A 22,538-nucleotide genomic window follows, 5' to 3' on the forward strand; every position below is an offset into this window, starting at 1 on the left:
AAGTGGGACACAGGTTAAGCCGTGTCCCACTTGGTGCGCTTATGGCGCCGCTATTCCCGCCTCAAGTGGGACACGGGTTGGGGCGTGTCCCAGTTGGTGCGCTTATGGCGCCGCTATTCCCGCCTTAAGTGGGACACGGGTCGGGGTGTGTCCCAGTTGGTACGCTTTTGGCGCCGCTATTCCCGCCTCAAGTGGGACACGGGTTGGGGCGTGTCCCACTTCGTGCGCTTATGGCGCCGCTATTCCCGCATCAACTGGGACACGGCCTACGTAGTCTCGCGTCGGGACTGGGACGCGGCGAGGTGCGCGCGCATGGACGCCGCGGCGGTGACGGGATCCGCGGCGCGGATCGCGTCCACGATGTGGCGGTGCTCGGCGACCACCGTGGCGGCGACGGCATCGGTGAGGCGGGCGTGGGGGAGCACGATCGTCGTCGCGCCGAGCCGTTCCAGCACCTCCGCGAGATAGCGGTTGTGCGACGCCAACGCGATCGCGCGGTGCAGAGCGAAGTCTGCCTCCACCGTCTCGGCCGGGAGCGACGCCGAGGCCAATCGGGTGATCGCGGCGTCGAGCGCTGCAAGGTCGTCGTCCGTGCGGTTGCGGGCCGCGAGCGCCGCAGCCTCCTGCTCGATCGCGGTCCGGAACGCGTGCAGCTCCGCCCGCTCGGCGGATCCACTAGCGCGGAGCCACCCGTCGCCGCCGTCCGCGGGTGGGGTGAGCGCGTAACTGCCGGATCCCGTCCGCGTGCGGATGAGGCCGCGCGTCTGCAGGCGCTGAATGGCCTCGCGCACGACGGCGCGGCTCGCGGAGAACTGCTCCGCGAGCCGCGCCTCGCTGGGTAGGCGCTCGCCGGGCGCGATGGATCCTCCGACGATCCTCTCGGCGATGGTGTCGGCGATCTGCTCTCCCCGCGGCGTCGTCATGCCGTGATCGTGACCTTCTCGGTCGTCCAGGCACGGGCCTGGTCGGTGAACGTGATGCCGAGGCCCGGGCGGTCGGGAACGATCATGCGGCCGCCCTTGGTCTCGAGGCGCTCCTCGAAGAGCGGGTCGAGCCAGTCGAAGTGCTCGACCCACGGCTCGCGGGGGTAGCAGGCCGCGAGGTGCAGGTGGATCTCCATGGCGAAGTGCGGGGCGAGGTCGAGGCCCGCGCGATCGGCGAGCGTCATGAGACGGAGGAACTGCGTGATTCCGCCGACGCGGGGTGCATCGGGCTGGATGATGTCGCAGGCGCGGGCTTCGATGAGCCTCTCGTGCTCGGCGACCGAGGCGAGCATCTCGCCGGTCGCGATGGGAGTGTCGAGAGCGCGGGCGAGATCCGCGTGTCCCTCGGCGTCGTACGCGTCGAGGGGCTCCTCGATCCAGACCAGGTCGAGTTCCTCGAAGCGGCGTCCCATTCGCAATGCAGTCGTGCGGTCCCACTGCTGGTTCGCGTCGACCATCAGCGGGGTGTCGCCGATGTGCTCGCGCACGGCTCTCACGCGCCGCAGGTCTTCGGAGCTGTCGGGGAGGCCGACCTTGATCTTGATCCCGCCGATGCCCTCCTCGATCGACTGGCTCGCGCGGGTCAGGACCTCGTCGAGGCTCGCGTTGAGGAATCCGCCCGAGGTGTTGTAGGTGCGCACGCTGTCGCGGTGGGATCCGAGCAGCTTCGACAGCGGCAGGCCCGCACGGCGCGCCTTGAGGTCGTAGAGCGCGATGTCGATCGCAGCGAGCGCCTGGGTCGCGACGCCCGAGCGGCCGACCGAGGCGCCCGCCCAGAGCAGCTTGGTGTACAGCTTCTGGATGTCGTTCGGATCCTCGCCGATCGCCGCGCCCGCGACCTCCTTCGCGTGGGCGTATTGCGCGGGTCCACCCGCGCGCTTGGAGTAGCTGAAACCGTGGCCGGAGTGGCCCTGGGCCGTCTCGACCTCGGCGATCAGGAACACGACCTCCGTCATCGGCTTCTGGCGTCCGGTGAACACCTTGGCGTCGGAGATCGGCACGGGCAACGGCAGGCGCAGGGTGGACAGGGTGATGGCGCGGATGGCGTCGGGGGTGTAGGTCATGGTCTCCTCCTCGAGATACGGACAAGCTATCAGACAGATTATGGATCTGTCATGCAGGGCTGGTTCACGGGCTCGCGACATTAGGATCATTCGCATGTGTGGAATCGTGGGATACGTCGGACCCCGGGACAGCCAGGGAATTCTCGTCGCGGGCCTCGCCCGGCTCGAATACCGCGGATACGACTCCGCCGGAATCGCGGTCGTCGATGAGAACGGGCGACTGAACGCCCGCAAGAAGGCCGGCAAGCTCGCCGTCCTCCGCGAGTCGCTCGAACAGGATCCGATGGGCCGCGGAACAACCGGAATCGGCCACACCCGCTGGGCTACCCACGGTGGCCCGACCGATGTCAACGCCCACCCCCACCTCGCCGATGGCGACCGCCTCGCGGTGATCCACAACGGCATCATCGAGAACTTCGCGGAGCTGAAGAAGGAGCTCTCGGCCGAGGGCGTCGAGTTCCTCAGCGAGACCGATACGGAGGTCGCGGCGCAGCTCATCGCCCGCGCCTACGCCGAGACGGGCGACCTCGTGGCGGCCTTCCGTGCCGTCGTGAACCGCCTCGACGGAGCGTTCACCCTGCTCGCCACGCACGAGGACCACCCGGGTCTCGTCGTCGGCGCGCGCCGTAACTCCCCGCTCGTGATCGGGCTCGGCGAGGGCGAGAACTTCCTCGGATCCGACGTCGCCGCGTTCGTCGAGCACACCCGCCGCGCGCTCGCGATCGGTCAGGACGAGATCGTCGCGATCACGCCCGACGCGGTCGTCGTGACCGACTTCGACGGCAACCCCGTCGAGCCGCAGCCGTTTGAGGTGTCGTGGGACGCCTCCGCCGCCGACAAGGGCGGCTGGTCGAGCTTCATGGCGAAGGAGGTCTCCGAGGAGCCGGAGGCCGTCGCGAACACGGTTCGCGGACGCGTGAAGGACGGCCGGATCTCCATCCCGGAGCTCGAGGGCCTCGATGAGCTCTTCCTCGGCGTCGACCGCATCGTTGTGCTCGCCTGCGGTACCGCCTACTACGCCGGTCTCGTCGGCAAGTACGCGATCGAGAAGTGGTCGCGGATCCCCGTCGTCGTCGAGCTCGCGCACGAGTTCCGCTACAGCGACCCGATCGTGTCGGAGTCGACGCTCGTCATCTCCATCAGCCAGTCGGGCGAGACCATGGACACGCTGATGGCCGTCAAGGAGGCCGCGCGTCTCGGCGCCAAGACGCTGTCGATCTGCAACACGCAGGGATCCACGATTCCGCGCGAGTCCGACGCGGTCGTCTACACGCACGCCGGCCCGGAGGTCGCCGTGGCGTCGACGAAGGCCTTCGTCGCACAGATCACCGCGCTGTACCTGTTCGCGCTGCACATCGCGGACGTGCGCGGATCCCTGCCGGACGAGGTCTCGAACGAGGCGGTCGCGCAGCTCGAGGCGCTGCCCGAGAAGATCCAGTGGATCCTCGATAACGAGCAGGAGCGCACCGAGCAGCTCGCGCGCTGGATGGCCGACACCCGGTCGGTGCTCTTCCTCGGACGGCACGTCGGATACCCGATCGCCCTCGAGGGGGCGCTCAAGCTCAAGGAGATCTCGTACATCCACGCCGAGGGCTTCGCCGCGGGCGAGCTCAAGCACGGCCCGATCGCGCTCGTCGAGCCGGGGCAGCCCGTCTTCGTCGTCGTGCCGTCGCCGCGCGGATCCGTGACCATGCACCAGAAGGTGATCTCCAACATCGAGGAGATCCGCGCCCGCGGTGCCCGCGTCATCGCGATCGCCGAGCAGGGTGACTCGGCCGTGCTTCCCTCTGCCGACGAGGTGCTGCGGATCCCGCTCGCGAGCCCGCTCTTCGAGCCGCTCCTCGCCGTCGTTCCGCTGCACATCTTCGCGATGGGCCTCGCGACGGCGAAGGGCCTCGACGTCGACCAGCCCCGCAACCTCGCCAAGTCGGTCACCGTCGAGTGACCCGTGTCCCACTTTGTGTGGGAATAGCCCGGTTATTCCCGCGCTAAGTGGGACACGCCCCAACCCGTGTCCCACTTGATGCGGGTATAGCGCCGCCATTCCCGCACGAAGTGGGACACGCCCTGGGACCGGGAGCGCAGGTGGGCTTACTAGGCTGGACGAATGATCATCGGGGTAGGCGTCGACATGGTCGACATCGAGCGCTTCGAGGGGCAGATCGCTCGCTCGCCGCGGCTGATGCAGCGCCTCTTCACTCCGCATGAGCGCGAGTTGCCCCTCCGCTCCCTCGCCGCGCGCTACGCGGCGAAGGAGGCGCTGATCAAGGCGCTCGGCGGATCCGATGGCGTGTTCTGGCAGGAGATCGAGGTCCCGCGCCTGGGCGAGCGGCAGGCTCCGAACTACTCGATCTCCGGCGAGACGTCCGCGACGCTGGAGGCCCGCGGCGTCAGCCGTGCCCATCTGTCGCTCTCACACGACGGCGGCCTGGCGCTGGCGTACACGATTCTGGAAGGAGGCCTCTGATGGCCTCATCCCCGACCCGCGAGGCGATCATCGACCGCGGCGCGATCGAGCACAACGTCCGGACGCTCCGCGCGGCCGCGCACACCCGCGAGTTCATCGCGGTCGTCAAGGCAAACGGATACGGGCACGGCGCGGTGACCGCCGCCCACGGCGCGATCGCGGGAGGCGCGACGCGCCTGGGCGTCGCCGACGTGTCGGAGGCCCTCGAGCTGCGCTCGGCCGGGATCGCTCATCCGATCGTCGCCTGGCTGCACGGCCCCGACACCGACTTCGCCCCCGCCATCGGCGCGAACGTCGAGCTCGGTCTATCGACCGTCGACCAGCTGCGCCGCGTCGCCGCCCAGGCCGGATCCGCGGTGCCGCTCGTGCACCTGAAGTTCGAGACGGGTCTCGGTCGGGGCGGATCCGCGCCCGCGGATTGGGCGGCGTTCATGGCCGAGGCGGCACGCCTCGAACGGGCCGGCCGCCTGCGGGTGGACGGCGTCTTCAGCCACCTCTCCGGAACCTCGCACGAGGAGGATCTCGCCCAGCTGGCGCGCTTCCGCGACGCGATGGGCGCGGCGATCGACGCCGGCCTGCGCCCGCGGATCCGCCACCTCGCCGCGACGGGTGCGGCGATCGAGCTGCCGGATACGCGCCTCGACGCGGTGCGCATCGGGCTCGGGATCTACGGTCTCTCGCCGTTCGACGACCGCTCCTCCGCGGCCCTCGGCCTCCGCCCCGCGATGACGCTGCAGGCGCCGGTCGCGGCGGTGCGCAGGGTCGCGGCGGGGCAGGGGGCGTCCTACGGATACACCTACCGCGCCGAGCGCGACACGACCTTTGCGCTCGTGCCGCTCGGATACGCCGACGGGGTCCCGCGCCACGCATCCAATCGTGGCCCGGTGCGGATCGGCGGGCAGCGCTTTCGCGTCGCCGGCCGCGTCGCCATGGATCAGTTCATCGTCGACGTGGGCGACGCCCCCGTGAGGGTCGGAGACCGCGCCGTGCTCTTCGGTGACCCCTTGCGGGGCGCCCCGACCGCAACGGAATGGGCGGAGGCGGCCGACACGATCAACTACGAGATCGTCACCCGGCTCGGCCCGAGGGTGACCCGCACGGTCGTGTGAGGCGCCCTCCTCGGAATGGGAGGATGGAGACATGGTTCCGGATGAGCTGCTGGGCACGCACGAGGTCCCGACCGCCGCGCTGATGGAAGACCTCGGTCGGCGGCTGGGCGCGCGGCTCGAGGCGGGCGACATGCTCGTGCTCACGGGCCCCCTCGGCGCAGGCAAGACCACGCTCACGCGGGGCATCGGCGAGGGTCTCGGCGTGCGCGGCCCCGTGCAGTCGCCGACCTTCGTGATCGCCCGCACGCACCCGTCCCTCCGGGGCGGTGCTCCGCTGATCCACGCGGACGCGTATCGCCTCGGAGACGCCGGCGAGCTGGAGGATCTGGACCTCGACCTCGACGACTCGGTGACGATCGTCGAGTGGGGGAGGGGCCTCGTCGAGCAGATCGCGGACGAGTGGTGGGACGTCGAGATCGTGCGTCCGGTGGGCGAGGCCGACGATGCGGAGAACCTCGATCTCGATGCGCCGCGCACCGTTGTCATAACGAGACACGCGTAGGGCGGCTTGTAAGCGAGTCGCGCCTAACCTGGAGGGGATGATCCTCGCAATCGACTCCTCGATCGGCTCCACCGTCGCCGTTGTCGACCCGGACACCGAAGAGGTGCTCGGGCAGGCACAGAGCGAGACCAGCCGCGGCCATGCCGAGGTGATCGGCACGCTCATTCAGCAGTCGCTCGACCGCGCCGGCCTCACACCGGCCGACATCACGGCCGTCGCCGCGGGCATGGGGCCGGGGCCGTTCACGGGCCTGCGGATCGGCATCGCGGCCGCCCGCGCCTTCGCGATCGGGCGGGGGATCCCCGTCGTCCCGGTCGCGAGCCACGACGGCGCCGCCCTCGAGATCCTGGAACGGGATCCCCATGCCGAGTTCGTCATCGTGACCGACGCCCGGCGCCGTGAGAACGCGGTCAGCGCCTATGCGGGTCTGAAGGGCGGCCTCCCGAACCGCATCGCGGGACCGGAGTTGCTCCCTCACACCGCGGATCCGCACAGCTACCTCGCCGAGATTCTGACAATCGCGCGGGATTCTGCCGATTCGGCCCAGAAAGGCAGCATCTCGAGCGATCTTCAGAATCTCGGCACCACCACGAGCATCCCCGCCGCGGCGCTGGCCAAGCTCGCGGCCCGCCAGCTCGCGGCGGGCACGACGGCGGAACTCGGGCCCCTCTACCTGCGCGCCCCCGACGCGAAGATCCCGGGTGCGGTGAAGCGGGTGAGCACGTGATCCGCACGGCGACCCCGGCCGATCTGCCGAACATCATGGCGATCGAGAACGCGAGCTTCCCGAGCGACGCGTGGCCCGAGAGCGCGATGGCGGCGGAGCTCGAGAGCCCCTACGGCCGCTACATCGTGGCGGAGGACGACGGGCGGCTGACCGGCTACGCGGGCCTGCGTCACCTGCCCGGAGGATCCGATAGCGACGTACAGACGATCGCGGTCGCGGCGGCTGAGCGGGGCCGCGGCCTCGGCCGCGACCTCCTCAAGGAACTCCTCGACACGGCGCGAGCGCGCAACGCGAAAGAGGTCTTCCTCGAGGTGCGCGCGGACAACCCGATTGCCCAGAGGCTGTACGAGAGCGAGGGCTTCGTCGAGATCGGGCGGCGCGCCCGCTACTACCAGCCCGATGATGTCGACGCCGTGATCATGAAGTGTGACCTGAGGAGGATCGCATGACCGAGCCCCTCGTGCTGGGAATCGAGACGAGCTGCGACGAGACCGGTATCGGCATCGTGCGCGGGCGGACCCTGCTCAGCAACACGATCGCGTCGAGCATGGACGAGCACGCCCGCTACGGCGGCGTCGTCCCCGAGGTCGCAGCCCGCGCGCACCTGGACGCGCTCCAGCCGACCATCGAGCAGGCGATCGCCGAGGCGGGGATCCGGTTGCAGGATCTCGACGCCGTCGCGGTCACGAGCGGTCCCGGCCTGTCGGGTGCGCTGATGGTGGGCGTGGGCGCGGCGAAGGCGCTCGCCGTCTCGCTCGAAAAGCCCCTCTACGCCGTGAACCACCTCGTGGGCCACATCGCGGCGGACATCGTCACGCCCGACAGCGAGCCCCTCGAGTACCCGACGATCGCGCTGCTCGTCTCCGGGGGCCACACCTCGCTGCTGCACGTGCGCGAGATCACGACCGATGTCGAGATGCTCGGCGAGACGATCGACGACGCCGCGGGCGAGGCCTTCGACAAGGTCGCCCGGATCCTGGGCCTGCCGTACCCCGGCGGCCCGCAGATCGACCGCGCCGCGGTCGGCGGGGATCCGAACGCGATCCGCTTCCCGCGCGGGCTCAGCCGGGCCAGCGACATGGCGGCGCACCGCTGGGACTTCTCGTTCTCGGGGCTGAAGACCTCGGTTGCGCGTTGGGTGGAGCAGCACGAGGGCGAGGACCTGCCGGTCGCGGATGTCGCGGCGAGCTTCCGCGAGGCGGTCGTTGACGTGCTCGTGACGAAGGCCCTCGACGCCTGCGAGGAGCGCGGCGTGCCGCGCCTCCTGCTGGGCGGCGGCGTGATCGCCAACAAGCGCCTGCGCGAGGTCGCGCTCGAGCGGGCCGCCGCGCGCGGCGTCACCGTGCGGATCCCGCCGCTCAGCCTGTGCACCGACAACGGCGCCATGATCGCGGCGCTCGCCTCGCAGCTGATCTCGAGCGGGCGCCGTCCGTCGACCCTCGACTTCGGCGCCGATTCGACGCTGCCCGTCACCGAGATCCAGGTCGCGGAGCGCCCATGACCGAGATCCGGGCGCGAGAGGTGGACCCGCACGAGCGGGACGCCGACGCGCGCCCGGACAGGCGGATCGTGGATCCGGCGACGCGCCCGCTCGAGGTCGCCGCGGAGACCTTCGGGCACATCCTTCCGGATGAGCCCCCGCCTCTCGTCCGCCACCGCCCCCGGCCCGTGACGACGCTCGTCGTCTTCGCGGTGACGCTCGCGTCGGTCGGCCTCATCGTGTCGTGGTTCGGCCCCTGGGGCGGCGGCTTCGGGATCCTCGGGGTGCTCGTCGGCGTCGTGGCGCATGTGCGCCAGCGCGCCCGGCGCGCCTGGTGCGTCGCGAGCTACGTCATCGGTGCGGTGTCGGTGCTGTACAGCGCCTACTGGGTGTGGTGGATCCTCGACGAACTGTCGAAGCTCACGCCTCCGGCGTAGGGATCGTCTCGAAGCGGCTGCGCGCCAGATCCTGCGGCCGCGAATTCGCGAGAAACGCGATGATTTGCTCACGCACGGCGCAGCGGAGCGTCCACAGTTGGTCGCCATCGGCAGCCGTCATGGTGGCGCGTAGCTGCGCGACACCGCCGGACGCGTCGGTAACGACAAGTCCCCAGCTGCGCCGATCCCACTCGGGCGTGCGGTCGAGGATCCGCTCTACCTCGGCCCGGACCGCTGCGACGTCGACGTTGTAGTCCGCTTCGAAATACACGGTGCCGGTGAGTTGCGTCTGATTACGAGTCCAGTTCGTATACGGCGTCGTGGTGAAGTAGGTCGACGGCAGAACGTGCCGGCGGTCGTCCCAGATCTGCACCACCACGTATGTCAAGGTGATCTCTTCGACCTTGCCGAACTCGCCGTTGACCTCGACGGTGTCGCCGACCTTGAGCGCGTTCGAGAATGCCAGCTGGATTCCCGCGATGAGGTTGCCGAGCGTCGACTGCGCGGCGAGACCCGCGACGATCGATACGAGGCCGGCGGAGGCGAATAACGATGCACCAAAAGCCTTGGCGCCCGGAATCGTGAGCAGCATCGCGGCGGCTGTGAGCACGACGACGATAGCGATCACGAGACTGCGGATCATGCGCAGTTGAGTGCGGCGACGGCGCACGGTGAATTCGTCGCCGACCGACGAATCCTGGCGGCGCATCGCGCCGTCGAGGAGGAAGATCAGGACCTTCCCGAGGATCCAGCCGGTGACGGCGATGATCGCGAGGGTGAGGGCATAGGAGACCGCGCCGCGCGCCTCCGCGAGATCCCGGGGGAAGAACGCGGCGACCGAGCCGCGCCACCCGATGACGGCCAGCAGGAAGAAGATGGGCCGGGGGAACCGGCGCTGCAGCTCCGCGAAGACCTCGGCGCGGCCGCTGAGGCGGCCGGTGACGGCGCTGAAGATCCAGCTCGCGACGAAGGCGACGATGAGCACGACGCCCGCGGCGACGATGAGCGCGCCCCAGGCGGCCCACGGATTCTCGTCAACGATCTCGGCGATGTCGCTCACTTCGGTACGCATGGATCCACTCTAGATACGACGATGCCCCGGATGCCTGAGCATCCGGGGCATCGAAGGAACGTCAGCGCTCGACGATGGCGAGCACGTCGCGGGCCGAGAGCACGAGGTACTCGTCGGCGCCGAACTTCACCTCGGTTCCGCCGTACTTGCTGTAGAGAACGACATCGCCGACCGCCACGTCGAGCGGCACGCGGTTGCCGTTGTCGTCGATGCGACCCGGTCCGACAGCCACGACGGAGCCCTCCTGGGGCTTCTCCTTGGCGGTGTCAGGGATGACGAGTCCGCTCGCGGTGGTCTGCTCAGCCTCGACCTGCTTGATGACGATGCGGTCCTCGAGCGGCTTGATGGAAACCGACACGGTCTACCTCTTTCTGACAGAAGACTTGGGTTCGCACTCTCACCCCGAGAGTGCTAATTGCCAGTGTAGAACCGAATCTGGCACTCGCGCAACGTGAGTGCCAATTAGCCTGGAGGAATGGAACACGCAGAGCTCGACGCGCTCCTCACTCCCGAGGCGATGACGCTCCTCGACGGGCTCGACCCGGTGCAGACGACGAACGACGTGGCGCGCGTCGTCACGCGGCTGCGCGCCGCGGGGCACGGCCCGGAGCTCGTCTCGGCCGTTGTGGGCCAGTCGCGCCTGCGGCACCGCGCGGCGGCGAAGTTCGGCGAGTTCGCCGGCCGGATGCTCTTCACCCGCGCGGGTCTCGAACAGGCGACGCGGATGTCGGTCTCGGCGCACCACGCCGGGCGCTTCGCACGCGCGGGGTTGCGCCGCGTGGCGGATCTCGGCTGCGGCATCGGCGGGGACAGCCTCGCCCTCGCCGCCCTCGGCCTCGACGTGCTCGCCGTCGACGCCGACGAGGTCACGGCGGCGCTCGCGGCATACAACCTGCGGCCCTTCGGCGATGCCGTCGAGGTGCGCCACGGCATAGCGGAGACGACGGCGCTCGATGGCGTCGACGCGGTGTGGCTGGATCCCGCGCGGCGCACCACGGGGCACAGCGAGACCCGCCGGGTGCGCGCCGACGACTATTCGCCGAGCCTCGACTGGGCCTTCGAGCTCGCGTCCCGCATTCCCGCGGGCATCAAGCTCGGGCCCGCCCACGACCGCGACGCCCTGCCGGAGGGAAGCGAGGCGCAGTGGATCAGCGTCGACGGCTCGACCGTCGAGCTCGTTGTCTGGACGGGAACCCTCGCGCGGGACGGCGTCGGCCGGGCGGCGCTCGTGATCCGCGGCGGTTCCGCGCACGAGCTCACGGCGCCCGCCGATACGCCGGACGAACCCGTCCGCGAACTCGGGGCGTTCCTGCACGAGCCCGAGGGATCCATCATCCGCGCGCGCCTCATCGGCGACGTCGCGCGGTCGCTCGGCGCGGGGCCCGTCGCCGAGCAGATCGCCTATCTGACGGGCGACGCGGACGCGCGCAGCCCGTTCGCGACGACGTTCCGCGTGCGCGAGACGCTGCCGGCGGATCCGAAGCCGCTCGCCAGGGCGTTGCGGGAGCGAGGGATCGGCACGCTCGAGATCAAGAAGCGGGGCGTCGACATCGATCCCGCCGAGTTCCGGAAGAAGTTGAAGCTGAGCGGTACCGAGAAGGCGACGCTGTTCGTGACGCGGATCGGCGCGCGCAGGACCGCGATCCTCGCCGACCGCCTGGAATAGCCGAGAAGGGCTGTCAGTTATCAGCCATACAATGGGCGGAACCGCCGCGCACCTGCAGGAGAGTCACATAATAATGACGCACAACGATCCCTTCGGCTTCACCGGTCTCACCTATGACGACGTGCTGCTCCTTCCCGGACACACCGATGTCATTCCCAGCGAGGCGGACACGTCCTCGCAGCTCACGAAGCGGATCCGCGTTCAGGTGCCGTTGCTCTCGGCGGCCATGGACACCGTGACCGAGGCACGCATGGCGATCGCCCTCGCGCGGCAGGGCGGCATCGGTATCCTGCACCGCAACATGTCGATCGAGGACCAGGCGGCGGCGGTCGATCGCGTCAAGCGTAGCGAGTCGGGCATGGTGACCGACCCGATCACGACCTCGCCCGACGAGACGCTCGCCGAGGTCGACGCACGGTGCGCGCAGTACCGCATCTCGGGCCTGCCGGTCGTCGACGACGAGGGCAAGCTCGTCGGTATCGTCACGAACCGCGACATGCGCTTCGTCTCGGCGGCCGACAAGCAGACGACGCTCGTGAAGGACGCGATGACGAGCGAGAACCTCGTCACGGGCTACCCGGGCATCCCGAGCGAAGAGGTCGTGGCGCTGTTCAGCAAGCACCGCGTCGAGAAGCTTCCGCTCGTCGACGAGCAGGGCGTGCTCCGCGGCCTCATCACCATCAAGGACTTCGACAAGCGCGAGCAGTACCCGCTGTCGACGAAGGACGAGCAGGGCCGCCTGCGCGTCGGCGCCGCGATCGGCTTCTTCGGCGAGGCGTGGAACCGCGCGGAGGCGCTGCGCGACGCGGGCGTCGACGTGATCGTCGTCGACACCGCCAACGGACAGTCGCAGGGTGTGATCGACATCGTCACGAAGCTCAAGGCCGACCCGAGCTTCGCGCACATCGACATCATCGGCGGCAACGTCGCCACGCGCGAGGGCGCGCAGGCCCTCATCGACGCGGGCGTCGACGCCGTCAAGGTGGGCGTCGGGCCGGGCTCGATCTGCACCACGCGCGTCGTCGCGGGCGTCGGCGTGCCCCAGGTCACGGCTGTCTACGAGGCGTCGCTCGCCTGCCGCGCCGCGGGCGTGCCCCTCATCGCCGACGGCGGCCTGCAGTACTCCGGCGACATCGCCAAGGCGCTCGTCGCCGGTGCCGACACCGTTATGCTCGGCTCGCTCCTCGCGGGCACGAGCGAGTCGCCCGGAGAGCTGATCTTTCAGAACGGCAAGCAGTTCAAGCAGTACCGCGGCATGGGCTCGCTCGGTGCGATGCAGACCCGCGGCAAGAAGACCTCGTATTCGAAGGACCGCTACTTCCAGGCCGATGTCCCGAGCGACGACAAGCTGATCCCGGAGGGCATCGAGGGGCAGGTTCCGTTCCGCGGTCCCGCCGCCGCCGTCGTCTACCAGCTCGTCGGTGGTCTGCGCCAGTCGATGTTCTACGTCGGCTCGCGCACGATCGACGAGCTCAAGAGCAAGGGCAAGTTCGTGCGCATCACGCCCGCGGGTCTCAAGGAATCGCACCCTCACGACGTTCAGATCGTCGTCGAGGCCCCGAACTACACCCGCTGACGAAAGGCATCACACGGTGAGCATGGAGATCGAGCTCGGACGCGGCAAGCGCGGCCGTCAGGCATACACCTTCGACGACATCGCGGTCGTACCCACGCGCCGCACGCGCAACCCCGCCGACGTCTCGACGTCGTGGTCGATCGACGCGTTCACGTTCGAGACCCCGGTGCTCGGCGCGCCGATGGACTCGGTCGTGAGCCCGGCCACGGCGATCGCCCTGGGGCGCATGGGCGCCGTGGGCGTGCTCGATCTCGAAGGGCTCTGGACGCGCTACGAGGATCCGGAACCCCTGCTCGCCGAGATCGCATCGCTGCCCGCCGAATCGGCGACGCAGCGCATGCAGGCGCTCTACAACGAGCCGGTCAAGGCCGAACTCATCACGCGCCGCATCGCGGAGATCCGTGGCGCGGGCGTCGTGGTCGCCGCCGCGCTCTCACCGCAGCGCACGCAGGAGTTCTACGAGACGGTGGTGAAGGCGGGCGTCGACCTCTTCGTCATCCGCGGCACGACCGTCTCGGCCGAGCACGTGACGAGCGGGGATGACTCGCTGAACCTGAAGCAGTTCATCTACGACCTCGACGTGCCCGTGATCGTGGGCGGCGTGGGCACCTACAAGGCCGCGCTGCACCTCATGCGCACGGGCGCCGCGGGCGTGCTCGTCGGCTTCGGCGGCGGCGCCGCCTCCACGACGCGAACGGCGCTCGGGATCCACACGCCGATGGCGACAGCCGTGGCCGATGTCGCCGCGGCCCGTCGCGACTACATGGACGAGTCGGGCGGACGCTACGTGCACGTGATCGCCGACGGCGGCGTGGGCACCTCGGGCGACATCGTCAAGGCCATCGCGATGGGCGCCGACGCCGTCATGCTGGGCGTCGCACTCGCCCGCGCGACCGACGCGCCGGGTCGCGGATACCACTGGGGCCAGGAGGCGCACCACGCCACCCTGCCTCGCGGGCGTCGCGTCTCCGTCGCGCAGAACGCCACGCTCGAGGAGGTCATGTTCGGCCCCGCGACGACCGCCGATGGCACGACCAACCTGATGGGTGCGCTGCGTCGCGCCATGGCGACGACGGGATACTCGTCGCTCAAAGAGTTCCAGCGCGTCGACGTGGTCGTCACCCCGTACGAATGACCGAGCTGATGCCCCGAGACGAGGCCGATCTCGAAGAGTTCCCGCCCACGCTGCGCGAGGTGATGCTTCGCCCCCGGTGGATCGGGCTCCTCGCGCTCTGCCTCGTCGTCGCGGGCATCTTCTCGTGGCTGCTCCAGTGGCAGCTGACTCGCGCGCTTGCGACGAGCCCCGTCGCCGAGGGGCAGACCGAACAGGTCGTGCCGCTCGATGACGTCGTCGGCCCGGGCGACTACCTCGACGGTCCCTACGTCGGCCAGCGCGTCGACGTGAGCGGCACCTGGGATCCGGAAGACTTCCTCGTCGTCGCGCATCGCGTGAACGACGGTGTCGAGGGCTACTGGGTGACGGGCCGCCTCGAGGTCGGGGGAGCCTCGCTCGGAACCGCGATCGGCTGGGCGCCCACGCTCGACGCCGCGGATGCGGCGATCGCGGAGCTTTCCGCGGCCGCGACGGGCGACGAGGTCGAGCTCTCCGGCCGGATCATCGCGAGCGAGGACCCGGCCGTGCCGGACCCGGAGGATCCCTTCGAGATCGGCGCGATGTCGTCGGCGGCGCTGCTGTCGGTGTGGGATGTGGAGGGCGAGGTCTATCGGCCCTACTTCGTCGCGAACGATGCCACGGGCGGCATCGCGGACGCCGGCCTCGCCGCGATCTCGTCACCGGCGCCCGCGCCGGACAGCAACCTCAACCTGTTGAACCTGTTCTATGCCGCCGAGTGGGCGATCTTTGCGGGCTTCTCCTTCTACCTCTGGTACCGGCTCGCGAAGGATGCCTGGGAGCGCGAACTCGAGGTCTTCGCGGGCATCGATCCCGACGCCGATGACGAGGACGACTGAGCTCGGCCTCGCGCCGACTACCGGATGATCTGGTCATGAACAAGCTGTTCAGCGCCTTCCTCAGCCTGTTCGCCGCACCACGGCTGAACGTGCGGGAGGACTACGAGAAGGTGCGCCGCATGCAGCGCCACCTGGCCGCGCGTCCGATTCCCCGCTATCGCATGCTCGATCGGAAGATCATGTCGGAAGACGGCGGCCACGAGATCCCGGTGCGCTTCTTCCAACCCAAGCAGACGCGGCGCGACGAGCTCCTGCTGTTCTTCCACGGCGGCGGGTGGGTGACCGGCGATATCGAAAGCTACACGCCCGCCTGCGCCGCGATGGCGGACCTGACCGGCTGCGTCGTCGCATCCGTCGACTATCGGCTCGCGCCCGAGCACCCGTTCCCGGCGGGCCTGGAGGACTGCCTCCGGGCGACGAAGCTCCTGCTCGAGGATCCCAGCCGCGCCGGGCTGGAGAGCGCATCCCAGGTCGTGCTCGTGGGCGATTCGGCGGGAGGCAGCCTCGCCGCCGTCGTCTCCCTGCTCCTGCGCCAGGAGGGGCACGTGATGCCGGGCCGGCAGATCCTGCTGTATCCGGTGACGTATTGGGATCACGACCCTCAGACGTCCCCGTACGCGTCCGTCCGCGAGCACGGCCAGGGCTATCGGCTCACCCACACCGAGGTCCAGGACTACATGGACCTCTATGTTCCCGACCCGGAGAAGCGACGAGACATGCGCGTCGCACCGTTGCTCGCGGACGACATGACGGGTCAGCCGGCGACCCTGCTCATCATGGCGGAACTCGACCTGCTCTGCGATGAGGGCGAGGCCTACGGCCGCGCGCTCGCCGACGCCGGCACTCCGGTGCGGATGCATCGGGTGGAGGGCGCCATCCACGGCTTCATCACCCTGCCGCGCTTTGCCCGTCCCCTGCGGGAGGCGTACGAGGTGATCGACGCGTTCCTGGACGCGCCGATCCGCTCCGACCCGGGTGGGGGCACCGCATCCCCGGAGCTTCCGCGGGACGGCAGGGGAGAGGGCCACCAGGGAGAGACGACGTGACGCGGCGCACCTGGGTGAGACTCGACAACGCCTCCACCATGTTCCTCGCGGCCCGCAGCGACGCGGATCCGAAGGTGTTCCGCATGACCGCGGAAATGGATCACGACGTCGACCCGGGCGTGCTGCAGCAGGCGTTGGACGCGACCTTCGACCGGTACCCGCTCTACCGCGCCGTGCTCCGCCGCGGGGTGTTCTGGTACTACCTGCAGGACAGCGACCTGCGGCCCACGGTCGTCGCGGAGACGCAGCATACCTGCGCCCCCATCTACCAGGCGGACGAGCGGACGCTGTTGTTCCGGGTCGTGCATCATCGCCGCAGGATCAACCTCGAGGTGTTCCATGCGCTGTCGGACGGCACGGGAGCGCTGTGGTTCCTCACCGACCTCGTCACGGAATACGTCTCCCTGCGTTTTCCGGACGACCCGGCGGTCCGCGCGGCTTCCGGTCGTCACGGCGCGGCGGAGGAGGGCGGTATCGAGACCGTCGACGGCCGCCGCGACGAGGTTCGCCACGAGCTCGAGGCCGACAGCTTCACCCGCTACTTCCGCACGCGCGAGCCCGCGGCGGGCGATGCGAGCCCGCGCTCGCGCGGCCTCGGTCGTTTCATCGGCGCCTCCACCGAGAAGACGCTGACGGTCAGAGGAACCCGCACGCCGGACAACCGCACCCGCGTCGTCGAGCTGACGATGCCCGCCGCCGACGTGCTCGCGCTCGCGCGCGCGGAGGGCGTCTCGCTGACGTCGTATCTGACGGCGCTGTTCTTCCAGTCGGTGCGCGCCGCGGAGGAGAACGCGGACGCCGTGAACACGCTCGGCGTCTCGATCCCGGTGAACCTGCGGCAGCTTTTTCCCTCGACCTCTGCCCGCAACTTCTTCACGACGGTGCGGCTGGAGCACGCCTACGGCCGGGGCGACGATGACCTCGGCGCCGTCTGCCGCGACCTCGATGCGCAGCTGCGCGCGCAGACCACGGAAGAGGCGCTGGGGGAGAGGGTGCGCCGCTTCATCCGTTTCGAGCGCATGATCGTGCTGCGAATCGTGCCGAGCCCGATCAAGAACCTGCTGCTCGGGTTGCTCAACCGCGCGAGCAACCGCGGCCTCACCGTCGCGATCTCCAACCTCGGCAACATCCGGCTTCCGGAGCCGGCGGCGTCGCACACGACCCGGATGCTGTTCCACGTGTCCGCCGTGCGCCCCCAGTTCTGCTCGGTCTCGTACGCCGGTCGGCTCACCATCAGCTTCACCTCGCCGTTCACGGAGACCGGTCACGTCCGCGAGTTCGCCCGCTTCCTGAGTTCTCGGGGCATCCCCGTCGCGGTCTCGGCCGCGCGTGTCACGGAAGAGGAGCTGTCGGGTGTGGGCCCGACGGGTGAGGGGCACTCCCGATGAAACGGTGCGCGGCGTGCGACGTCGAGATCGAGGGCACCTGGGCCGCCTGCCCGCTGTGCGGAGCGCGCACGGACGGCGAGGGCGTGCCGGATCCGATGCCCGCGGTACCGCTCGAGTTCTCGCGCAGAAGGGTGCTGGCGATGCTGTTCTTCGCCTCGCTGGCGGTTATCGTCGCGTCGCTCGCCGCCCAGCTCCTGTTCAACCGGGGCGACGACGGCGTGGGTGTGCTGCGCTCGATCTGGCTGGGCGTGGTCGCACTCTGGCTGGTCGTGATGATGGCCGTGCGCAAGAGGCGCAACGTCGCCAAGGGCACGGCGTATCTGGTGATGCTTCTGGGCGGCGTGAGCGCGTACTGGGACTATCTGACGGGCTGGAACGGCTGGGCGCTCAGCTATGCGGTACCCGCCACCTGTGCGTGCTCGATCGTGGCGGTCCTCATCGCCGTGCGCGTCATGCACACCGAGGTGGGGGAGCACATCCTGTACAGCTGGATGACGGCGGTGCTCGGCCTCGTCCCGGTCGTCTTCCTCGCCCTCGGGTGGGTCAGGCACCCCGTGGTGTCCATCGTCTGCGGCGTTCTGAGCGTTATCGCCCTGGCGGTGCAGCTCGCCAGCCTCCGTGAGACGCGTCACGAACTCGCGAAGCGCCTGCACCTCTGAGCGCGGCGCTTACTGCCGCGGAAGCTCGCCGCGGATCCCGTCGATCGGATCCGTGATGTCGGCGACCGTCGCGCCGTACGCGGCGATCAGCGCGTCGGCGTCGACGAAAAGCGCGTAACCGTGCGCGCCCGCGCCCATCGACACGCGCTTGCCGACCATGCGCTCGTCGGCGTAGATCGGCCAGTCGGTGCGGGATCCGAGCGGCACGATCGTGCCGCGCTCGTAGCCGGTCGCCTCCAGCGCCAGCTCGGGCTCGGGCAAGCGGAGCTTGTTGACGCCGACGGCGGCGCGCAGCTTGCCCCAGCTGATCGCCCGGTCGCCCGGTACGAGGGCGAAGTAGTACTGATCGCCCTTGCCCTTGACGACGAGGGTCTTCACGATGTCCGCCGGCGTGATGCCCCGGAGCGCGGCCGCCTCTTCGAGCGACGATGCCTTCGGCGACTCGCGCACTTCGATCTCCAGCCCGCGTTCGCGCGCGGCATCCTCCACCCGTTTCGTAGTGCTCACCCTGCGATGCTAGCCCCGGTCCCGAGATTCTGACGATGCGCCGAGATTCTGACGATGTCGCGAGTTGCCACCGGATCTCGCGCGATTGTCAGAATCTCGCGCCCGGCAGAGGCCCCGGCGCTTGCTCAGGACGCGCCGACTAGGATCGAGAGCATGGCTCAGCCACGCCTCAAGACGTTCCCGCAGATCCGCCGCTCCCTGCGCTTCTACCAGATCGCCAGTGTGATCACGGGTGTCGGCCTCCTTGCGCTGGTCGCCGAGATGGTGCTCAAGTACACCCCGCTCGCGGTCGAGCTGTGGGCGGGCGGTCCGCGCGGATTCCTGCACTTCGACAAGGTCATTCCCGGACCCGGATGCACGCCGACCTCGATGCTGACGCCCTGGATCGAGGGCTGCGAGATCGAATCCACCGGTCAGGGCGTAAACATCTCGCTCCTGATCCTCATGATCCACGGTTGGTTCTACGTCGTGTACCTGCTCGCGTGCTTCCGCGTGTGGAGCCTCATGCGCTGGCCGTTCGGCCGACTGCTGCTCCTCGCGGGCGGCGGCGTCGTGCCGTTCCTCTCGTTCTTCATGGAATTCTTCGTCGTGCGCGACGTGCGCGCCTACCTCGCGACCCGCGAGGAGCGCGCCGCCGCTAAGCGCGCCGCTTCCGAAAGCCCCACCACCACTGATCCCCTCCAGGAGGCCGCCCCGTGAGCACCGATACGGCACAGCGCCCGGTTCTCGTCGTCGACTTCGGCGCGCAGTACGCCCAGCTGATCGCGCGCCGCGTGCGCGAAGCCGGTGTGTTCAGCGAACTCGTGCCGCACAGCATCACTGCGGAGGAGGTTGCGGCGAAGAATCCGGTCGCGATCATCCTCTCGGGCGGCCCGAGCTCGGTGTACGCCGAGGGCGCCCCCGGCTTCGACACCTCGATCTTCGGCCTGAAGATCCCCACGCTCGGCATCTGCTATGGCTTCCAGGTCATGGCGAAGGCGCTGGGCGGAACCGTCGCGAAGACCGGTTACCGCGAGTACGGCGCGACCGATGCCGTGGTCACGGGCGACGGCGGCGTGCTGCTCGAGAGCACCCCCGCCGAGCAGAACGTGTGGATGAGCCACGGCGACTCGGTTGCCGAGGCGCCCGAGGGCTTCGAGGTCCTCGCACGAACGGCGGCGACGCCCGTTGCGGCGTTCGGCAACGCCGAGGCCTGCTTCTACGGTGTGCAGTGGCACCCCGAGGTCAAGCACTCCGACCACGGGCAGACGATCATCGAGAACTTCCTTCACAAGGCCGCGGGCCTGCCCGCGGACTGGACGAGCGGCAACGTCATCGAGGAGCAGATCGCGAAGATCCGCGAGCAGGTCGGATCCGCCCGCGTCATCTCCGCCCTCTCGGGCGGCGTCGACTCGGCCGTTTCCACGGCACTCGTGCACCGCGCGATCGGCGACCAGCTGACCGCCGTGTTCGTCGACCACGGTCTCCTCCGCAAGGGCGAGCGCGAGCAGGTCGAGCAAGACTACGTCGCCTCGACCGGCGTGCGCCTGATCACGGTGGACGCGGAGGACACCTTCCTCGGCCACCTCGCCGGTGTCACCGACCCCGAGACGAAGCGCAAGATCATCGGCCGCGAGTTCATCCGGGCGTTCGAGAAGGTGCAGCGCGAGCTCGTCGACGAGGCGAAGGCCGAGGGCGCGCCGATCAAGTTCCTCGTGCAGGGCACGCTGTACCCCGATGTCGTCGAGTCCGGCGGCGGTTCCGGCACGGCGAACATCAAGAGCCACCACAACGTCGGCGGCCTTCCCGACGACCTCGACTTTGGCCTCATCGAGCCGCTGCGCACGCTGTTCAAGGACGAGGTGCGTCAGATCGGCCGCGAACTCGGGATCCCCGAGGCGATCGTCGGCCGTCAGCCGTTCCCCGGCCCCGGCCTCGGGATCCGCATCATCGGCGAGGTCACGAAGGACCGCCTCGAGATCCTGCGCGAGGCCGACGCGATCGTGCGCGAGGAGCTCACGGCAGCGGGCCTCGACCAGGAGATCTGGCAGTGCCCCGTCGTGCTTCTCGCCGACGTGCGCAGCGTCGGTGTGCAGGGCGACGGCCGCACCTACGGCCACCCCGTCGTGCTGCGCCCCGTGTCGAGTGAGGACGCGATGACGGCCGACTGGACGCGCGTGCCCTACGAGACCCTCGCCAAGATCTCGAACCGGATCACGAACGAGGTGGCGGAGATCAACCGCGTCACCCTCGACGTCACGAGCAAGCCCCCGGCGACCATCGAGTGGGAGTAACCCCATAACGACGCAAAGTGGGACACGGGTCACCCCCGTGTCCCACTTTGCGTTGGTATGCGCGGGCTATTCCCGCATCAAGTGGGACATGGTCGGGGGTGTGTCCCACTTGTGGTCGTTATGCGCGGGCTATTCGCGCACGAAGTGGGACACGGCCACGCGCGTGTCCCACTTGTGGCGGTCATACGCGGGCTTTTCCCGCATGAAGTGGGACATGGTCGGGGGCGTGTCCCACTTGTGGCGGTCGTACGCGGGCTTTTCCCGCATCAAGTGGGACACGGCCACGCGCGTGTCCCACTTCTGGTCGTTATGCGCGGGCTTTTCCCGCACCAAGTGGGACACGGCCAGACGCGCGTCCCACTTAACGCGGCCATACCCCCGCCATATCCGCACGAAGTGGGACACGCTCAGGCGCGGGAGGCCGGGGCGGGCGCGGTGGGGCGGCGACGGATGCCCGGGGTCAGCAGGACGGCGATCGCGATGAGCGCGAGCACGACGAGCATGGCCAGGCGCAGGCCGAAGTGCTCGCCGAGCATGCCCAGCAGGGGCGGGCCGACGAGGAATGCGATGTATCCGATCGTTGCCGTGAACGACACGCGGGCGGCCGAGTTCTCGCCCGAGTCGCCGGCGGCGCTCATCGCGACGGGGAAGCCGAGCGACGTGCCGATGCCCCAGAACACGACGGCGACCGCGGCGGCGACCTGGTTGTCGACGAACACCACGATCGCCAGCCCGATGCCCGCGACGATGGCGCTGATGGCGAGCACGATGGCGCGGCCGAAGCGATCGACGAACCAGCCGCCCCCAAAGCGGCCGGCCGTCATGCAGATCGCGAAGATCGCGTAGGTGGCGGATCCGATTGCGTCGGAGAATCCGTGCCCGTCGACCATGAGCAGAGGTAGCCAGTCGCCCGCGGCTCCCTCGCTCATCGCGAGCGCGAGCACGATGCCGCCGATCATCAGGAGGTGCACGTCGCGCCAGACGGGCGGGTGGTCCGCACGCTCCGCGCGATGGGCCGCCTCGTGCTTCCCGAAGCCGGCGGGCACGGAACGGATCGCAACGACGATGGCACCTGCCATGACGGCGGCCGTGATGACGAGGTGCCAGACGACGGGGAACTGCACGGCGGTCAAGCCCATGCCGATGAGGGCGCCGATGACGGTTCCGAAGCTGAAGAAGCCGTGCAGGGTCGGCATGACCGAGCGATGCAGGAGCCGCTCGACCTCCGCGCCGTCGACGTTCATCGCGACCTCGCCACCGCCCATGCCGAGGCCGATGAGTCCGAGACCGAAGGCGACGAGCCACGGCTGCGCGATCGCCGCGCCGACACCCACCACCGTCACGCCGGACGCCACGACGAATCCTCCGGTCATGATCACCGGTCGCGTGCCGAATCGTGCGACGAGCGGGCCGGATCCGAGGATGCCGATCATGGATCCGATGGACAGCCCGAAGAGGATGAATCCCATCTGCGCCGTCGACGCGTCGAGCAGGTTCCGCACATCGGGGGTGCGTGTGACCCACGAGGAGATGCCGAGTCCGGGGAGAAGAAAGAGCGCGAAGAGCGCGTTGCGGCGCGCGATGAGCGAAGAGGGCACGGCGGACTCCGGA

Annotated in this window: 23 protein-coding genes; 17 read left to right on the forward strand and 6 right to left on the reverse strand. The window is 69.4% G+C overall.

The genetic code is table 11. From position 1 onward, the window contains the following. Positions 1–266: 266 nt before the first annotated feature. Entirely contained in the window at positions 267–923 is a 657-nt protein-coding gene (locus tag IEX05_RS09090; protein WP_188701104.1) for a FadR/GntR family transcriptional regulator, read from the reverse strand. Then, a complete protein-coding gene (locus IEX05_RS09095) occupies positions 920–2,047 on the reverse strand; it encodes an L-talarate/galactarate dehydratase (protein ID WP_188701105.1) in 1,128 nt (375 codons plus the stop codon). The genes IEX05_RS09090 and IEX05_RS09095 overlap by 4 nt, the downstream gene beginning before the upstream one ends. A 94-nt stretch (positions 2,048–2,141) precedes the next feature. On the opposite strand from IEX05_RS09095, the gene glmS reads away from it, so the two are divergent. From glmS to IEX05_RS09135, 8 genes are all read left to right on the forward strand, one after another. After that, positions 2,142–3,992: a glutamine--fructose-6-phosphate transaminase (isomerizing) gene (gene glmS / locus IEX05_RS09100; RefSeq protein WP_188701107.1), complete on the forward strand. Its 1,851-nt coding sequence runs from the start codon at positions 2,142–2,144 to the stop codon at positions 3,990–3,992. A 162-nt stretch (positions 3,993–4,154) separates the two neighbouring features. Beyond that, positions 4,155–4,514: a holo-ACP synthase gene (locus IEX05_RS09105; protein ID WP_188701109.1), complete on the forward strand. Its 360-nt coding sequence runs from the start codon at positions 4,155–4,157 to the stop codon at positions 4,512–4,514. Further along, positions 4,514–5,623 carry an alanine racemase gene (gene alr / locus IEX05_RS09110; protein WP_188701112.1) on the forward strand — a complete coding sequence of 370 codons (1,110 nt, stop codon included), beginning with the start codon at positions 4,514–4,516 and terminating at the stop codon, positions 5,621–5,623. Before IEX05_RS09105 ends, alr begins: the two co-directional genes overlap by 1 nt. A gap of 31 nt (positions 5,624–5,654) precedes the next feature. After that, positions 5,655–6,125 carry a tRNA (adenosine(37)-N6)-threonylcarbamoyltransferase complex ATPase subunit type 1 TsaE gene (gene tsaE, locus IEX05_RS09115; RefSeq protein WP_188701114.1) on the forward strand — a complete coding sequence of 157 codons (471 nt, stop codon included), beginning with the start codon at positions 5,655–5,657 and terminating at the stop codon, positions 6,123–6,125. Positions 6,126–6,162: 37 nt separating this feature from the next. Continuing rightward, positions 6,163–6,852, forward strand: a complete 690-nt coding sequence (gene tsaB / locus IEX05_RS09120) for a tRNA (adenosine(37)-N6)-threonylcarbamoyltransferase complex dimerization subunit type 1 TsaB (protein ID WP_188701116.1) — start codon at positions 6,163–6,165, stop codon at positions 6,850–6,852. A 35-nt stretch (positions 6,853–6,887) separates the two neighbouring features. Continuing rightward, a complete protein-coding gene (rimI, locus tag IEX05_RS09125) occupies positions 6,888–7,301 on the forward strand; it encodes a ribosomal protein S18-alanine N-acetyltransferase (protein ID WP_188701477.1) in 414 nt (137 codons plus the stop codon). Further along, entirely contained in the window at positions 7,298–8,353 is a 1,056-nt protein-coding gene (tsaD, locus tag IEX05_RS09130) for a tRNA (adenosine(37)-N6)-threonylcarbamoyltransferase complex transferase subunit TsaD (RefSeq protein WP_188701118.1), read from the forward strand. The genes rimI and tsaD overlap by 4 nt, the downstream gene beginning before the upstream one ends. Next, on the forward strand, positions 8,350–8,769 hold the full coding sequence (locus tag IEX05_RS09135) for a hypothetical protein (protein ID WP_188701120.1): 420 nt from the start codon (positions 8,350–8,352) through the stop codon (positions 8,767–8,769). Before tsaD ends, IEX05_RS09135 begins: the two co-directional genes overlap by 4 nt. On the opposite strand, the gene IEX05_RS09140 is transcribed toward IEX05_RS09135, so the two are convergent. Together IEX05_RS09140 and groES are read right to left on the reverse strand one after the other, a co-directional pair. After that, positions 8,753–9,841 carry a mechanosensitive ion channel family protein gene (locus IEX05_RS09140; protein WP_188701122.1) on the reverse strand — a complete coding sequence of 363 codons (1,089 nt, stop codon included), beginning with the start codon at positions 9,839–9,841 and terminating at the stop codon, positions 8,753–8,755. The genes IEX05_RS09135 and IEX05_RS09140 overlap by 17 nt on opposite strands. A 61-nt stretch (positions 9,842–9,902) precedes the next feature. After that, a complete protein-coding gene (gene groES / locus IEX05_RS09145; protein WP_188701124.1) occupies positions 9,903–10,199 on the reverse strand; it encodes a co-chaperone GroES in 297 nt (98 codons plus the stop codon). A 117-nt stretch (positions 10,200–10,316) separates the two neighbouring features. Here groES and IEX05_RS09150 point away from each other — a divergent pair, with 117 nt between their 5' ends. The 7 genes from IEX05_RS09150 to IEX05_RS09180 all read left to right on the forward strand — a co-directional run bounded on the left by IEX05_RS09150 (position 10,317) and on the right by IEX05_RS09180 (position 18,147). Continuing rightward, entirely contained in the window at positions 10,317–11,507 is a 1,191-nt protein-coding gene (locus IEX05_RS09150; protein ID WP_188701126.1) for a class I SAM-dependent methyltransferase, read from the forward strand. A 73-nt stretch (positions 11,508–11,580) separates the two neighbouring features. Next, positions 11,581–13,083, forward strand: a complete 1,503-nt coding sequence (gene guaB / locus IEX05_RS09155) for an IMP dehydrogenase (RefSeq protein WP_188701478.1) — start codon at positions 11,581–11,583, stop codon at positions 13,081–13,083. 22 nt (positions 13,084–13,105) lie between these two features. Beyond that, positions 13,106–14,218, forward strand: a complete 1,113-nt coding sequence (locus IEX05_RS09160; RefSeq protein ID WP_188701479.1) for a GuaB3 family IMP dehydrogenase-related protein — start codon at positions 13,106–13,108, stop codon at positions 14,216–14,218. Further along, the gene (locus IEX05_RS09165) at positions 14,215–15,054 is read left to right on the forward strand and encodes an SURF1 family protein (RefSeq protein WP_229661235.1); all 840 of its coding nucleotides are present in this window, start codon (positions 14,215–14,217) and stop codon (positions 15,052–15,054) included. Before IEX05_RS09160 ends, IEX05_RS09165 begins: the two co-directional genes overlap by 4 nt. 35 nt (positions 15,055–15,089) lie before the next feature. Further along, positions 15,090–16,100, forward strand: coding sequence for an alpha/beta hydrolase (locus IEX05_RS09170; protein WP_188701127.1), 1,011 nt, complete (start codon positions 15,090–15,092; stop codon positions 16,098–16,100). Beyond that, entirely contained in the window at positions 16,097–17,488 is a 1,392-nt protein-coding gene (locus IEX05_RS09175; protein WP_188701130.1) for an alcohol acetyltransferase, read from the forward strand. Before IEX05_RS09170 ends, IEX05_RS09175 begins: the two co-directional genes overlap by 4 nt. After that, positions 17,485–18,147 carry a DUF6320 domain-containing protein gene (locus IEX05_RS09180; protein ID WP_188701132.1) on the forward strand — a complete coding sequence of 221 codons (663 nt, stop codon included), beginning with the start codon at positions 17,485–17,487 and terminating at the stop codon, positions 18,145–18,147. Before IEX05_RS09175 ends, IEX05_RS09180 begins: the two co-directional genes overlap by 4 nt. Positions 18,148–18,156: 9 nt before the next feature. Here the strand turns inward: IEX05_RS09180 and IEX05_RS09185 are convergent, their stop codons facing one another. After that, positions 18,157–18,654 (reverse strand): aminoacyl-tRNA deacylase, encoded by a 498-nt coding sequence (locus IEX05_RS09185; RefSeq protein WP_229661236.1) that lies wholly within the window; start codon positions 18,652–18,654, stop codon positions 18,157–18,159. Positions 18,655–18,807: 153 nt separating this feature from the next. Between IEX05_RS09185 and IEX05_RS09190 the strand changes: the two genes are divergently transcribed. Next, positions 18,808–19,353: a DUF3817 domain-containing protein gene (locus tag IEX05_RS09190; RefSeq protein WP_188701136.1), complete on the forward strand. Its 546-nt coding sequence runs from the start codon at positions 18,808–18,810 to the stop codon at positions 19,351–19,353. Then, complete coding sequence (guaA, locus tag IEX05_RS09195; protein ID WP_188701138.1) at positions 19,350–20,927, forward strand: glutamine-hydrolyzing GMP synthase; 1,578 nt, start codon at positions 19,350–19,352, stop codon at positions 20,925–20,927. The genes IEX05_RS09190 and guaA overlap by 4 nt, the downstream gene beginning before the upstream one ends. Positions 20,928–21,334: 407 nt before the next feature. Here the strand turns inward: guaA and IEX05_RS09200 are convergent, their stop codons facing one another. Next, complete coding sequence (locus IEX05_RS09200; RefSeq protein WP_188701139.1) at positions 21,335–22,525, reverse strand: MFS transporter; 1,191 nt, start codon at positions 22,523–22,525, stop codon at positions 21,335–21,337. Positions 22,526–22,538: the final 13 nt, after the last annotated feature.

The organism is Microbacterium nanhaiense (assembly GCF_014646015.1).
Lineage (GTDB): Bacteria > Actinomycetota > Actinomycetes > Actinomycetales > Microbacteriaceae > Microbacterium > Microbacterium nanhaiense.

What these genes read in the sequence shown, in the direction of transcription:
- IEX05_RS09090 (WP_188701104.1), bottom strand. Translation starts at nt 923, where the DNA reads ATGACGACGCCGCGGGGAGAGCAGATCGCCGACACCATCGCCGAGAGG.
- IEX05_RS09095 (WP_188701105.1), bottom strand. Translation starts at nt 2,047, where the DNA reads ATGACCTACACCCCCGACGCCATCCGCGCCATCACCCTGTCCACCCTG.
- glmS (WP_188701107.1), top strand. Translation starts at nt 2,142, where the DNA reads ATGTGTGGAATCGTGGGATACGTCGGACCCCGGGACAGCCAGGGAATT.
- IEX05_RS09105 (WP_188701109.1), top strand. Translation starts at nt 4,155, where the DNA reads ATGATCATCGGGGTAGGCGTCGACATGGTCGACATCGAGCGCTTCGAG.
- alr (WP_188701112.1), top strand. Translation starts at nt 4,514, where the DNA reads ATGGCCTCATCCCCGACCCGCGAGGCGATCATCGACCGCGGCGCGATC.
- tsaE (WP_188701114.1), top strand. Translation starts at nt 5,655, where the DNA reads ATGGTTCCGGATGAGCTGCTGGGCACGCACGAGGTCCCGACCGCCGCG.
- tsaB (WP_188701116.1), top strand. Translation starts at nt 6,163, where the DNA reads ATGATCCTCGCAATCGACTCCTCGATCGGCTCCACCGTCGCCGTTGTC.
- rimI (WP_188701477.1), top strand. Translation starts at nt 6,888, where the DNA reads ATGGCGATCGAGAACGCGAGCTTCCCGAGCGACGCGTGGCCCGAGAGC.
- tsaD (WP_188701118.1), top strand. Translation starts at nt 7,298, where the DNA reads ATGACCGAGCCCCTCGTGCTGGGAATCGAGACGAGCTGCGACGAGACC.
- IEX05_RS09135 (WP_188701120.1), top strand. Translation starts at nt 8,350, where the DNA reads ATGACCGAGATCCGGGCGCGAGAGGTGGACCCGCACGAGCGGGACGCC.
- IEX05_RS09140 (WP_188701122.1), bottom strand. Translation starts at nt 9,841, where the DNA reads ATGCGTACCGAAGTGAGCGACATCGCCGAGATCGTTGACGAGAATCCG.
- IEX05_RS09150 (WP_188701126.1), top strand. Translation starts at nt 10,317, where the DNA reads ATGGAACACGCAGAGCTCGACGCGCTCCTCACTCCCGAGGCGATGACG.
- guaB (WP_188701478.1), top strand. Translation starts at nt 11,581, where the DNA reads ATGACGCACAACGATCCCTTCGGCTTCACCGGTCTCACCTATGACGAC.
- IEX05_RS09160 (WP_188701479.1), top strand. Translation starts at nt 13,106, where the DNA reads ATGGAGATCGAGCTCGGACGCGGCAAGCGCGGCCGTCAGGCATACACC.
- IEX05_RS09165 (WP_229661235.1), top strand. Translation starts at nt 14,215, where the DNA reads ATGACCGAGCTGATGCCCCGAGACGAGGCCGATCTCGAAGAGTTCCCG.
- IEX05_RS09170 (WP_188701127.1), top strand. Translation starts at nt 15,090, where the DNA reads ATGAACAAGCTGTTCAGCGCCTTCCTCAGCCTGTTCGCCGCACCACGG.
- IEX05_RS09180 (WP_188701132.1), top strand. Translation starts at nt 17,485, where the DNA reads ATGAAACGGTGCGCGGCGTGCGACGTCGAGATCGAGGGCACCTGGGCC.
- IEX05_RS09190 (WP_188701136.1), top strand. Translation starts at nt 18,808, where the DNA reads ATGGCTCAGCCACGCCTCAAGACGTTCCCGCAGATCCGCCGCTCCCTG.